Below are 12,694 nucleotides of genomic sequence, written 5' to 3'. Positions count from 1 at the left end.
TCAGCTTAGCGGCTGCGGGAGGGAGCGAAGGCCCCGGGGGTGGTGCCGAGCACCCGGCGGAAGTGACGGGTCAGGTGCGATTGATCGTGGAATCCCGAACGAGCGGCCGCTGTCGCTGGTGGGACCCCGTCGACGAGGAGGCGACGGGCGAGGTCGATGCGTCGGCTCACGACGTACTGGTGCGGAGCGAGGCCGTATGTCTGCGAGAACACGCGGATGAGGTGACTCGGGTGCACTCCGAACGCGGCCGCGACCTCTGCGAGCGTGAACGACTCGGCGAAGCGTTCGTCGAGCTCCGCACGCAGTCTTCGAGCGAGCGGGGAGTCGTTCCGCTCCGTGCTCGGCGTACCCAGTTGCGCGAGAACGAGTCCCCGCACCGACAGCATCCAGTGCTCCGCGGCCAGAAGATCACCCGGAGCGGCGAGGGCCCCGTGGACGCGGCGGATCGCCGCCATCACCGCCGGATCGGCGAGAGTCGGCTGCGCGACGGAGAGCGACTGCGCCCTGGTCGGCAGCCAGTCGCCGTCGAGGTAGACGACGCGTTTCCGATAGGGACGACCGGCGACCGCCGAGCGTCCGTCGTGCGGGATTCCGGGCGGCAGCAGGGTCAGGGCGTGCGGCGCGGCGATGTGCGACGAGCGGTGCAGGCCGTACGAGACCGCTCCCTCGTCGACGAGCATCACCGCCCAGCCGTCGTGCGCGTGCATCGGATAGGCGTGCTGGAACGTCGCGTGATACACCTCTCGAACGCCCGGGACCGCCGGGTGCCAGGCTCGGACGTCGTCTGCCACGCAACAAACGTACAAGACGGCGCGGCGACGGACTCGGGATGCTGGAGGCATGACCGATTCCCCCGCGACCTCCGTCGATCACGATGCCGCCGTCCGCTTCGACACCAAGATCGTGGTGCTGCTCGACGACCGGCTCACCGCATGGCAGGAGCTGAACGTGACCGCCTTCCTGACCTCGGGCATCACCGTGAGCGCTCGTGACCTCACGGGCGAGCCGTATCGGGACGCAGATGGCGTCGAGTACCTCCCGATGCTGCGGCAGCCCGTGGTGGTCATGACGGCGTCGAGCGCCCTCCTGAGCGCCGCGAGGGCCAAGGCCTCGTCACGCGACGATATGGCCGTCGCGGTCTACACCCGTCAGCTGTTCGACACCGGCCACGACGCCGCGAACCGAGCTGCGGTGGCCGCGGTCGGGTCCGACGAGCTCGATCTGGTCGGCATCGCCCTGCGCGGTCCGCGCAACGCCGTGGACCGCATCACGAAGGGCGCGCGACTCCACGACTGACGACGGGTCGCCGATCAGTCCTCGGCGTCGCCGATCGCCGCCTCGAGTCGCTCGAGCTTGGCGTCGAGCTCGCCCGAGTATCCGGGTCGGATGTCGGCCTTCAGCACGAGTGAGACCCGAGACCCGAACGGCATGACGGCCTCGGTCGCCCGCTTGACCACGCCCATGACGGTGTCCCAGTCCGGACCCTCTATCTCGGTGAACATGCTCGTGGTGCGGTGGGGCAGCCCGGAGTCGCGGACGACTCGCACCGCGGCGGCGACCGCGTCGTGCACCGACGCATCGGACCGGGTCGATCCGTCGGCGGGGTCGCCGCTCGGGGCGACGGAGAAGGCGATCAGCATGGGTTCACTCCCTGGTGGTGGACGGTCGGTGGGCGGGTACCCGCACGAGGGCGCGGATGCCGACGGCGAGCAGGACGATGAGCAGCGCGTTGCGCAGGGTGAGCACGAGCACGGGCAGCAGTTCGGCGCGCAACAGGGCGTCGTAGTTCAGCGGATACACGAGGCAGGTGAGCGCGCACAGTGCGAGCACGATCACGGCGGGTGCCGTCGCCCTGGCACGGTCGAGGATCAGCCAGAGCACCACGGGGGCGATCAGCCAGGTCTGGAACTGCGGCGAGCCGACCTTGTTCAGCGCGATCAGGGTCACCACGAGCGACAGGCCCAGGGGTGGCAGGAGGCGGGAGAGGGATGCACCACGCGTCGCCTTGATCGATCCGACCAGCAGGATGACCGCTGCGAGCACGAGCATGAGCGGCGTCAGCACCGCGCCGACGGCATCCGCACCCGGGGCGGCGATCTGGAACGTGAGGATCTCGAAGCTGTACTCGATGCGCGCCGCACCGGCGACCGCGAGCCACAGGAACGGCGTCGCGGCCACCGCCTCGATCTGCAGCCCGCGCCCTGTCTGCTCCGTGAGGAAGCCGAAGATCTCCGAATCGGCGCCCAGCAGAAGGAGCACGCCGACGATCGCTGCGGAGACGGCTGCCGCGGTGAGCAGCATCCGCATGCGGGTGGTCGCGGCGACGATCGCCGCTGCGAGGAGCGCACCGGGCCAGATCTTGATCCAGGCGCCGATCGTGAGCAGCGCGGCGGCGACAGCGGGGCGGCGCGACAGCCAGAGGCCGCCGATCACGGCGATCGGCACCGTGATCGCGTCGATCCGATACAGCGCGATCGGGCCGAGCAGCAGGAGCGCCGCGACCCAGAACCACGCCCCGAGACGGCGAGGGCGCGAGGGCGACCGTCCGACCAGCACCGCGAACGCGAGCGCGTCGAGCACGGTGACGAGAATCGCCCACGCCACCAGGTAGGCGGCCGACGTCCCCATCGCCCCGACGAGCGGAGCCGCGAGCGCCTTCGCGGCGAGCATCGGGAGCAGCGCGAGCTGCGGATAGACCCATGTCTCGGTGACCCCGACGATCGGTCCGCCCGAGATCGCCGCCGAGGCCCACGGCTCGTACACGAGCACGATGTCGCCCATCGGCTGGCTCGGGTACAGCCAGCCGGTCACTGCGGTGACGACGTGCACGGCGAGGAACGCCGTCCAGAGCAGCACGGCGTGCGCTGACCCCCCTCGGCTCATGCCAGGAGTTCCGCGATGACGCCGGGGAGGGCGTGCGCGACGTCGAGTGCGACGATGGGATGCCCCGGAGCACCGTCGTGGACTCCTGCGGCCCGCCGCGCGGCCTGGCCGTGGAGCCATGCCCCGGCCGCCGCGATGTCGGCGATGTCGGCCTCCGGATTCGCGGCGAGGAGAGCGCCGAGGACTCCGCCCAGGACATCGCCCGTACCTGCCGTCGACAGCCATCCGGTACCCGCCTCGACGGCGACGGCGGGTCCGTCGGGACGGGCGATGAGCGTCCGCGCGCCCTTCAGCAGCACGACGGCGCCGACGGCCTCGGCCACGGCCGTCGCGACGCTTTCGCGGTCGGCATCCTCGTCGACGCCCAGACGCTCCTGCAGGCGGGCGAACTCTCGACCGTGCGGCGTGAGCAGCATCGGCGCACGCGTCGCGGATGCCGTCGCGACGTCGGCCGCGAGATCCAGCGCACCCGCGTCGACGACGACCGCGCCCTCCCCCGCGAGGATCTGTCGCAGCTCGTGCTCCTCCTCCACGGTGCGGGACGCGGCATCCGTGCCCGACCCGATCACCCAGGCTCCCACTCGCGCGCCGACCGCGTGCGGACTGACCACGGTCTCGGGTCTGCGGGCAAGGACGGCATCGGCCGCTCGCCCCTCGCCGATGTAGCGGACGAAACCGGCTCCCGCACGCCACGCTGCCTCGACACCCAGCACTGCGGCGCCGGGATAGGCGGAGGATCCGGTGCGCAGACCGACGACGCCGCGCGAGTACTTGTCGTCGTCGGGGCCGGGCACCCGCAGGAATCGGGCGGTGTCGCCGCGGGACCATTCACGCGCTTCGGACATGACTCCACGTTAGTGCGGCGACCCCGGCATGCCCCCGAGCGCCGTAGCGTTGTCGCGTGAGCATCCTCTTCTCCCCCGCTGTCTTCCGATCCGTCACCGTCCGCAATCGCCTCTGGGTCTCGCCGATGTGCATGTACAGCGCCGTCGACGGCGTCGTGCAGGAATGGCACCATTCGCACCTCGCCCAGTTCGCCTCCGGCGGTGCGGGACTCGTCATCGCCGAGGCGACGGCCGTCGTCCCCGAGGGGCGCATCTCCCCGCGGGATGCCGGACTCTGGACCGATGAGCAGCGCGATGCGTGGGCGCCGATCGTCGACGCGATCCATACGCGCGGCGCCGCGGCGGGCGTGCAGCTCGCCCACGCGGGTCGCAAGGCCTCGACCTGGTGGCCGTGGGCCGCGGAACGCGGCTCCGTGCCGGTCGATGAGGGCGGCTGGGTCACGACCGCACCCTCGCCGATCGCCTTCGACGGCTACGCCGCGCCGACCGAACTCGACGAGACCGGCATAGACGCGGTCGTCGACGGCTTCGTCGCCGCCGCTCGTCGCGCGGTCGACGCGGGCTTCGACGTGCTCGAACTGCACGGCGCGCACGGGTACCTCCTGCACCAGTTCCTCTCTCCGCTCTCGAACCAGCGCACCGACGGATACGGTGGATCGCTCGAGAACCGGGCCCGCCTGCTGCTGCGGATCCTCGACGCTGTGCGCATCGAGGTGGGAGACGGCGTGCCGCTCTTCGTGCGCATCTCCGCCACGGACCACGCCGACGGCGGCTTCTCGCCGGACGAGGCCGCGACGGTCGCGGCCTGGGCGACCGAGCACGGTGCCGACCTCATCGACGTGTCCAGCGGCGGGCTCGTCGCGCACCAGCAGATCACCGTGCACCCCGGGTACCAGGTGCCGCTCGCCGAGACCGTTCGGCAGGGCGGGCGCATCCCCGTCTCGGCGGTCGGTCTCATCACCGCGGCGGAGCAGGCCGAGCAGGTGCTCGCCGAGGGCTCAGCCGATGCGATCTTCGCCGGACGCGAGTGGCTGCGCGACCCGCACTTCGGTCTGCGGGCGGCGCATGAGCTCGGCGCCGATGTCGCCTGGCCTCCGCAGTACGAGCGGGCGCGCTGGCGCTGAGGCACCGCCCGCACGACCACGCCCCTCCGGATCGGACGATCCGGAGGGGCGTGGTCTGTGCATCTCAGTGCCCGCGCACGCGCCGCGTGGCGTCCTGCACCTCGCCGACGAGCTCCTCCAGGATGTCCTCGAGGAAGAGCACGGCCGTCGTGCGCCCCTGGGCGTCGCGCACCTTCGCGAGGTGACGGCCGGCTCGGCGCATCACGGCGAGCGCGTCCTCGAGATCGGTGTCCTCCTGCACGGGGACCATGTGGTGGATCCGCTTGGCGGGAAGCGGCTCGAACAGCTTCGCCTCGGCATCCGGACCGTCCGACGCGCGCAGGATGTCCTTCAGGTGCACGTACCCGACCGGCGCATCCTCCTCGTCGACGATCACGTACCGGGAGAACCCGTAGCGGGCGACGGACTTCTCGATGTCGTCCGGCGTGGTCGTCTGCGGCAGCGTCACGAGATCGCCGAGCGGCACCGCGACGTCCCTGGCCTTCTTGTCGGTGAACTCCACCGCCGCGGCGACCGCACCGGCGGTGTCCATGAGCACGCCTTCGCGTCGGGACTGGTCGACGATCGTCGCGACCTCGTCGAGCGTGAAGGTCGACGCGGCCTCGTTCTTCGGCTCTACGCGGAACAGACGCAGCACGCCGTTCGCCGCGGCGTTGAGCACCCAGATCACCGGCATGAACGCCTTCGACACCCACACGAGCGGCGGGGCCAGCAGCAGCACCGCGCGGTCGGGAACCGAGAACGCGAGGTTCTTCGGCACCATCTCGCCGAACACGACGTGCAGGAAGGAGACGATCAGCAGCGCGATCGCGAACGACACCGTGTCGACGACGGCATCCGACCATCCGATCGCGTGCAGCGGAGCGGCGAGCAGATGGTGGATCGCCGGCTCCGACACGTTCAGGATCAGCAGCGAGCAGATCGTGATGCCGAGCTGCGAGGTCGCCAGCATGAGCGTGGCGTGCTCCATGGCGTACAGAGCGGTCTTCGCGGAGCGGGAGCCCTGCTCGGCACGCGGCTCGATCTGCGAGCGCCGGGCGGAGATCACGGCGAACTCCGCGCCGACGAAGAAGGCGTTGGCGACGAGGAGCACCACGAGCCAGGCGAGTCCTGCCCAGTCGCTCATCGAGTCACCTCACCCTCGCCGTCGGTCGTGCCAGGCACGTAGCGGATGCGGTCGACGCGGCGACCGTCCATCCGCACGACGTGCAGCGTGCCGGTGTCGAGCGGGACCTCGTCTCCGACGACCGGCACCCGCTCGAGCACGCTCATCACGTAGCCGCCGACGGTGTCGTACACATCGCCCTCCGGGACGTCGACGCCGGCGCGCCGCCGGAGCTCGTCCGGTCGCAGCTCGCCGGGGAACGTGATGCCGTCGCGGCCGGTGATGACGCCGGCGCGCGTGCGGTCGTGCTCGTCCGAGACCTCCCCGACGATCTCCTCGACGAGATCCTCCAGGGTGACGAGACCCGCTGTCCCGCCGTACTCGTCGACGACGACCGCCAGCTGGTAGCCGCGGGCCCGGAGCTCGGCGACGAGTCCGTCGACGTGCGCCGTCTCCGGCACCCGCAGAGGCTCGGTCGCCAGGGCGCCTGCGGGGACCTCGGCCCGCCGATCGCGGGGCACCGAGATCGCCGCCTTGAGATGCACGACGCCGGTGATGTCGTCGAGGTCCTCGCCGTAGACGGGGAACCGGCTATGCCCGGTACGCCGCGCCATCCGCAGCACCTCGTCAGCGGGGTCAGCGGCGTCGATCGCGTGCATGCTCGGTCGCGCCGTCATCACGTCGGCCGCGGTGAGGCGGGAGAAGGTCAGCGTGCGGTCGAGCAGGGTCGCCGTGTCGGCTTCGAGCACGCCGGCGCTGGCCGAACGGCGCACGAGCGAGGACAGCTCCTCCGCGGTGCGCGCACCCGAGAGCTCCTCCTTCGGCTCGATGCCCATGCCGCGCAGCACGCCGTTCGCCGAGCCGTTGAGCACGACGACCGCCGGCTTGAAGACCGTGGTGAAGGCGACCTGGAAGGGCACGACGAGCTTGGCCGTCTGCCTCGGCAGCGCGAGGGCGAAGTTCTTGGGCACGAGCTCGCCGAGGATCATCGACAGCGCGGTGGCGACCAGCATCGCGACGACCGTGGCGATCGGCGCCACCGTCGCCTCGGGGAAGCTCCAGGCGAGGAGCGTCGGCCGCAGCATGTTCGAGAGCGCCGGTTCCATGGTGTAACCGGTCAGCAGCGTCGTCAGGGTGATGCCGAGCTGCGCGGCCGACAGATGCGTGGATGTGTGCCGCAGCGCGCCGATCGTCATGGCGAGGCGGGTCTCCCCGCGGGCCTGACGAGCCTCGAGCTCCGCGCGGTCGAGATTGACCAGTGCGAACTCGCTCGCGACGAACAGTCCGGTACCGATCGTGAGCAGGAGCCCCACGCCCAGCAGGATGTAATCCATCACAGGTTCCCCTCACAGGCGAGAGGCGGGCGGTGGGGCGAGGTACTGCAACTGGGAGGGTCGTCCATAGTGAGCAGAATAATACGGGATCGGGCGGGGCGACGGGCTGTCACCAGCTGACGGGAAGCGCCTTGCCCTCCTCGTATCCGGCCGCCGACTGCAGGCCGACGAGCGCCCTCTCGTGGAACTCGGGCACCGATGACGCGCCCGCGTACGTGAAGGAGGAGCGAACTCCCGACGTGATCATGTCGAGCAGATCCTCGACGCCCGGGCGCAGCGGGTCGAGGTAGATCTTCGACGACGAGATGCCCTCGGCGAACAGCTCCTTGCGCGCCCGCTCGTAGGCGTCGAGGCGCCCGAAGCGCGCCTGCACGGCCTTGGTCGACGCCATGCCCCACGATTCCTTGAACACGCGGCCCTCTGCGTCCGACTGCAGTTCGCCCGGCGCCTCGATCGTGCCGGCGAACCACGAGCCGATCATGACGGATGCCGCGCCGGCGGCGAGCGCGAGCGCGACGTCGCGGGGGTAGCGCACTCCCCCGTCCGCCCACACGTGCGCGCCGAGCTCGCGAGCGGCCTCTGCGGTCTCCAGCACCGCCGAGAACTGCGGGCGACCGACGGCCGTCATCATGCGCGTCGTGCACATCGCCCCTGGTCCCACGCCGACCTTGAGGATCGAGGCGCCCGCGTCGACGAGGTCGCGGACGCCGTCGGCGGAGACGATGTTGCCCGCCACGATCGGGATGCCGAGGTCGAGGTCCGCCACGGCACGCAGCGCGTGCAGCATCCCCTCCTGGTGGCCGTGTGCGGTGTCGACGACGAGCACGTCGACACCCGCTGCGACGAGCGCGCGCGCCTTGGCCGCGACGTCGCCGTTGATCCCCACGGCCGCGGCTACCGCGAGACGGCCGTCCGAATCGACCGCGGGGCCGTACAGCGTCGAGCGCAGCGCGCTGCGGGCGCTCAGCGTGCCGACGAGGTGTCCGTGCCTGGTCACCGTGACCATCTCGACGCCCGCCTCGGTGATGACGTCGAAGGCGTGCCGACCGGAGCCGATGTCGTCGGCGTCGAGCGACGGCGTGCCGGCGTGCACGAGGTCTCCGAGCTGCGCATCGGGCAGCGCGCTCGCGAGCCTGGCCGCGGGGAGGATGCCGAGGATCCGGTCCGCGTCGTACGGCGCCTCGCCTCCGGCGACCACGACCCCGTGTCCCGGAGCGGCGGGGAACAGGCGCAGCGCGTCGGAGACGGATGCCTCCGGGGGCAGGACGACCGGAGTGTCCCACAGCACCGGCTGCGCCTTGACGTCACGGATGGCCGCGTCGAGCTCCTGCAGGGGCAGGTCCTGCGGGAGCACCCCGAGACCGCCGCGCCGCGCCAGCACCGCGGCGAGGCGGGGACCGGTGACCGAGTTCATGTTCGACGCCACGAGCGGCAGGGTCGCCGGCGTGCCGTCCAGCGGCGCGAGATCGACCTGGAGGCGGCTCGTGACGGCCGAGCGACGCGGCACGAGGAAGACGTCGGAGTAGGTCAGATCGACTGAGGGGGATGCACCGGAGAACTCCATGTCTCCACGGTATCCGGATCGGCCCGACGCGGGGTCGTCGCCTGGACGATCCTCCGTGGAAACACGTTAGGCTTGATGGTCGAGAGTGTGCGGGCCCGGACGCATCCTGACGTCCTGACGCGCACACGTGGAATTCAGCGATGAAAGAGGGCGATCGAGCGTGTCGAACCAGGTGACCGGCGTCAGCGGCGACGGGGGGTTCGGAGCCAATTCCTGGCTCGTGGAAGAGCTCTACGAGCAGTTCAAGGTCAACCGCGACTCCGTCGACAAGGAGTGGTGGCCGATCCTGGAGAAGTACCACTCTGATGCCGGGTCCGGCACGGCGTCGGCGACTCCGGAGGCTGCGCCGACGACCCACCCGGTGACGGCACCCATCCCCGTCATCGGAGCGCAGCCCGTCGCACGGACGACCGCGAAGCCCGCCGCGGCCGCGCCGATCCCCGCCCAGGCCCCGAAGCCCGCGGCCAAGGAGGCCGAGGACGCGACTGAAGAGGACAAGGTCACTCCGCTCCGCGGACTGCCGAAGACCCTCGCCGCGAACATGGACGAGTCTCTCACCGTCCCGACCGCGACCAGCGTCCGCACCATCCCCGCCAAGCTGATGATCGACAACCGGATCGTCATCAACAACCACATGGCGCGCACGCGCGGCGGCAAGATCAGCTTCACGCACCTCATCGGCTGGGCGCTCATCCGCACCCTCGACGAGTTCCGCAGCCAGAACGTCTTCTACGCGGAGATCGACGGCAAGCCCTCGGTCGTCGCGCCCGCGCACGTCAACCTCGGCATCGCGATCGATCTGCCCAAGCCCGACGGCACCCGCGCCCTCATGGTCCCGAGCATCAAGCGCGCCGACACCATGACCTTCTCCGAGTACCTCACCGCCTACGAGGACCTCGTCACCCGCGCCCGCAACAACAAGCTGACCGCGGCGGACTTCCAGGGCACCACGGTCTCGCTCACCAACCCCGGCGGCATCGGCACCGTGCACTCGGTGCCGCGCCTCATGAAGGGCCAGGGCTGCATCATCGGCGCCGGCGCCCTGGAGTACCCGGCGGAGTTCCAGGGCGCGAGCCCGAAGACGCTCAACGAGCTCGCGATCGGCAAGACGATCACCCTCACCAGCACGTACGACCACCGCGTCATCCAGGGTGCCGGCTCCGGCGAGTTCCTGAAGAAGGTGCACGAGCTCCTCATCGGACAGCGCGGCTTCTACGACGACATCTTCGCCGCACTCCGCATCCCGTACTCCCCGATCCGCTGGAACCCCGACATCGCCGTCGACCTCGCCGAGCGCGTCGACAAGCAGTCGCGCGTGCAGGAGCTCATCAACTCCTACCGCGTGCGCGGTCACCTGATGGCCGACATCGACCCGCTCGAGTACGTGCAGCGCTCGCACCCCGACCTCGAGATCGAGAGCCACGGACTCACGTTCTGGGACCTCGACCGCGAGTTCGTCACCGGAGGCTTCGGCGGACGCCGCGTCGCCAAGCTCCGCGACATCCTCGGCGTCCTCCGCGACTCGTACTGCCGGACCCTCGGCATCGAGTACATGCACATCCAAGACCCGGAGCAGCGCCGGTGGTTCCAGGAGAAGGTCGAGGTCAAGTACCAGAAGCCCGGCCACGACGAGCAGCTGCGCGTGCTGCGCAAGCTCAACGAGGCCGAGGCCTTCGAGACGTTCCTGCAGACGAAGTTCGTCGGCCAGAAGCGCTTCTCACTCGAGGGCGGCGAGTCGCTGGTCCCGCTGCTCGACGAGATCCTCCAGGGGGCGGCGACGGCCGGCCTCGAGGGCGCCGCGATCGGCATGGCCCACCGCGGACGCCTCAACGTGCTGACGAACATCGCCGGGAAGACCTACGGTCAGGTCTTCCAGGAGTTCGAGGGGACCCAGACCCCCGGCAACCAGCGCGGGTCGGGTGACGTCAAGTACCACCTCGGCACCGAGGGCACCTTCGTCGCGGACGACGGGTCCGAGCTCCCCGTGTACCTCGCCGCCAACCCCTCGCACCTCGAGACCGTCGACGGCGTGCTCGAGGGCATCGTGCGTGCCAAGCAGGACCGCAAGCCGATCGGCACCTTCACCTGGCTGCCTATCCTCGTGCACGGCGACGCTGCGTTCGCGGGGCAGGGCGTCGTGGTCGAGACGCTGCAGATGTCGCAGCTCCGTGGGTACCGCACCGGAGGCACCGTCCACGTCGTCGTGAACAACCAGGTCGGTTTCACGACGCTCCCGAACGACTCGCGCACCTCGGTCTACGCCACCGACGTCGCGAAGACGATCCAGGCCCCCGTGCTGCACGTGAACGGCGACGACCCCGAGGCCGTCATCCACGTCGCACAGCTCGCCTTCGAGTACCGCGAGCGCTTCCACCGCGACGTCGTGATCGACCTCGTCTGCTACCGCCGCCGCGGTCACAACGAGGGCGACGACCCCTCGATGACCCAGCCGCTCATGACCGACCTCATCCAGGCCAAGCGCTCGGTGCGCAAGCTCTACACCGAATCGCTCGTCGGCCGCGGCGACATCACCGAGGAGGAGTACGACCAGGCGAAGGCGGACTTCCAGAACCGCCTCGAGATCGCGTTCGCCGAGACCCACGCCGCCGAGACCGGCGCGACCCCGATCGTGTCGGAGCAGGCGCCGGTCGAGGAGCAGGTCGGAGCGCCCGAGGTGACCGGCGTCTCGAACGAGGTGATCCAGCTCATCGGCGACGCGTTCGTCAACAAGCCCGAGGGCTTCACGGTGCACCCCAAGCTGCAGCAGCAGCTCGAGAAGCGCCTGGACATGAGCCGCAACGGCAACATCGACTGGGGCTTCGGCGAGCTGCTGGCGTTCGGGTCGCTGCTCGTCGAGGGCACGCCCGTGCGCCTCGCCGGTCAGGACTCGCGACGCGGCACCTTCGTGCAGCGGCACGCGACCCTGCATGACCGCGCGAACGGCCAGGAGTGGCTGCCGCTGTCGAACCTCTCCGACTCGCAGGGCCGCTTCTTCGTCTACGACTCGCTGCTCAGCGAGTACGCGGCGCTCGGGTTCGAGTACGGGTACTCGGTCGAGGCACCCGAGGCGCTGGTGCTGTGGGAGGCCCAGTTCGGCGACTTCGTCAACGGCGCCCAGTCGGTCATCGACGAGTACATCTCCGCGGCGGAGCAGAAGTGGGGTCAGCAGTCCAGCGTCACGCTGCTCCTCCCCCACGGCTACGAGGGCCAGGGGCCCGATCACTCGTCCGCGCGGATGGAGCGCTTCCTGCAGCTCTGCGCACAGGACAACATGATCGTCGCTCGTCCGTCGACGCCCGCGTCGTACTTCCACCTGCTGCGCCGCCAGGCCTACGCACGTCCTCGCAAGCCGCTCATCGTCTTCACCCCGAAGGCCATGCTGCGTCTGCGCGGCGCGACGAGCCCGGTCGAGGCGTTCACGCAGGGGCGTTTCGAGCCGGTGATCGACGACGGTCGCGACCTCGATCGGAACGCCGTCAAGCGCGTGCTCGTGCACTCGGGCAAGGTGCACTGGGATCTGCGTTCGGAGCTCGAGAAGAACCCGAATCCCGAGATCGCGCTCGTCCGGCTCGAGCAGCTGTACCCGACCCCGATCGACGCCCTCAAGGCCGTCACCGACTCGTACCCGAACGCCGAGCTGGTGTGGGTGCAGGAGGAGCCGGAGAACCAGGGCGCCTGGCCGTTCCTGGCCCTCGCGTTCGCCGATGTGCCAGGCGACCGGACCTTCCGCCCGGTCTCCCGTCCGGCCTCGGCGTCTCCCGCGACCGGATCCTCGAAGGTGCACGCCGCCGAGCAGGCGAAGCTGCTGCGCGACGCGCTGACGATCGCCTGATCCGACA

10 protein-coding genes are annotated in these 12,694 nt (G+C 70.3%); 3 read left to right on the top strand and 7 right to left on the bottom strand.

All coding sequences use genetic code 11. The features are described 5' to 3' along the window. Window positions 1–5: 5 nt before the first annotated feature. Window positions 6–791, bottom strand: coding sequence for an AraC family transcriptional regulator (locus RAC81_RS00610; protein WP_375080501.1), 786 nt, complete (start codon window positions 789–791; stop codon window positions 6–8). A gap of 49 nt (window positions 792–840) precedes the next feature. On the opposite strand from RAC81_RS00610, the gene RAC81_RS00605 reads away from it, so the two are divergent. Further along, window positions 841–1,296, top strand: a complete 456-nt coding sequence (locus tag RAC81_RS00605; protein ID WP_375080500.1) for a DUF2000 family protein — start codon at window positions 841–843, stop codon at window positions 1,294–1,296. A gap of 14 nt (window positions 1,297–1,310) precedes the next feature. Here RAC81_RS00605 and RAC81_RS00600 read toward each other — a convergent pair whose 3' ends face one another. Genes RAC81_RS00600 through RAC81_RS00590 form a run of 3 tightly spaced genes read right to left on the bottom strand, consistent with a single transcriptional unit; the run spans window position 1,311 to window position 3,728 of the window. Then, the gene (locus RAC81_RS00600) at window positions 1,311–1,640 is read right to left on the bottom strand and encodes an MTH1187 family thiamine-binding protein (RefSeq protein ID WP_375080498.1); all 330 of its coding nucleotides are present in this window, start codon (window positions 1,638–1,640) and stop codon (window positions 1,311–1,313) included. Between the two features lie 4 nt (window positions 1,641–1,644). Further along, the gene (locus RAC81_RS00595) at window positions 1,645–2,883 is read right to left on the bottom strand and encodes a hypothetical protein (RefSeq protein ID WP_375080497.1); all 1,239 of its coding nucleotides are present in this window, start codon (window positions 2,881–2,883) and stop codon (window positions 1,645–1,647) included. Further along, window positions 2,880–3,728, bottom strand: a complete 849-nt coding sequence (locus RAC81_RS00590; protein ID WP_375080496.1) for an NAD(P)H-hydrate dehydratase — start codon at window positions 3,726–3,728, stop codon at window positions 2,880–2,882. Before RAC81_RS00590 ends, RAC81_RS00595 begins: the two co-directional genes overlap by 4 nt. A gap of 56 nt (window positions 3,729–3,784) precedes the next feature. Between RAC81_RS00590 and RAC81_RS00585 the strand changes: the two genes are divergently transcribed. After that, window positions 3,785–4,852, top strand: coding sequence for an NADH:flavin oxidoreductase/NADH oxidase (locus RAC81_RS00585; protein ID WP_375080495.1), 1,068 nt, complete (start codon window positions 3,785–3,787; stop codon window positions 4,850–4,852). Between the two features lie 64 nt (window positions 4,853–4,916). On the opposite strand, the gene RAC81_RS00580 is transcribed toward RAC81_RS00585, so the two are convergent. The 3 genes from RAC81_RS00580 to RAC81_RS00570 all read right to left on the bottom strand — a co-directional run bounded on the left by RAC81_RS00580 (window position 4,917) and on the right by RAC81_RS00570 (window position 8,855). Next, window positions 4,917–5,978: a hemolysin family protein gene (locus tag RAC81_RS00580; protein ID WP_375080494.1), complete on the bottom strand. Its 1,062-nt coding sequence runs from the start codon at window positions 5,976–5,978 to the stop codon at window positions 4,917–4,919. Continuing rightward, a complete protein-coding gene (locus RAC81_RS00575) occupies window positions 5,975–7,291 on the bottom strand; it encodes a hemolysin family protein (protein ID WP_375080493.1) in 1,317 nt (438 codons plus the stop codon). Before RAC81_RS00575 ends, RAC81_RS00580 begins: the two co-directional genes overlap by 4 nt. Window positions 7,292–7,400: 109 nt before the next feature. Next, window positions 7,401–8,855, bottom strand: coding sequence for a GuaB1 family IMP dehydrogenase-related protein (locus RAC81_RS00570; RefSeq protein WP_375080492.1), 1,455 nt, complete (start codon window positions 8,853–8,855; stop codon window positions 7,401–7,403). Between the two features lie 160 nt (window positions 8,856–9,015). Here RAC81_RS00570 and RAC81_RS00565 point away from each other — a divergent pair, with 160 nt between their 5' ends. Next, window positions 9,016–12,687 (top strand): multifunctional oxoglutarate decarboxylase/oxoglutarate dehydrogenase thiamine pyrophosphate-binding subunit/dihydrolipoyllysine-residue succinyltransferase subunit, encoded by a 3,672-nt coding sequence (locus tag RAC81_RS00565; protein ID WP_375080490.1) that lies wholly within the window; start codon window positions 9,016–9,018, stop codon window positions 12,685–12,687. Window positions 12,688–12,694: the final 7 nt, after the last annotated feature.

This window comes from Microbacterium sp. CR_7 (assembly GCF_041954755.1).
Classification (GTDB): Bacteria; Actinomycetota; Actinomycetes; order Actinomycetales; family Microbacteriaceae; genus Microbacterium.
This window is presented reverse-complemented; position numbering and strand designations above follow the sequence as displayed.

Excerpts from the sequence above, each read along its gene's own strand:
- RAC81_RS00600 (WP_375080498.1), bottom strand. The coding sequence starts at position 1,640 with ATGCTGATCGCCTTCTCCGTCGCCCCGAGCGGCGACCCCGCCGACGGA.
- RAC81_RS00590 (WP_375080496.1), bottom strand. The coding sequence starts at position 3,728 with ATGTCCGAAGCGCGTGAATGGTCCCGCGGCGACACCGCCCGATTCCTG.
- RAC81_RS00595 (WP_375080497.1), bottom strand. The coding sequence starts at position 2,883 with ATGAGCCGAGGGGGGTCAGCGCACGCCGTGCTGCTCTGGACGGCGTTC.
- RAC81_RS00575 (WP_375080493.1), bottom strand. The coding sequence starts at position 7,291 with ATGGATTACATCCTGCTGGGCGTGGGGCTCCTGCTCACGATCGGTACC.
- RAC81_RS00605 (WP_375080500.1), top strand. The coding sequence starts at position 841 with ATGACCGATTCCCCCGCGACCTCCGTCGATCACGATGCCGCCGTCCGC.
- RAC81_RS00570 (WP_375080492.1), bottom strand. The coding sequence starts at position 8,855 with ATGGAGTTCTCCGGTGCATCCCCCTCAGTCGATCTGACCTACTCCGAC.
- RAC81_RS00580 (WP_375080494.1), bottom strand. The coding sequence starts at position 5,978 with ATGAGCGACTGGGCAGGACTCGCCTGGCTCGTGGTGCTCCTCGTCGCC.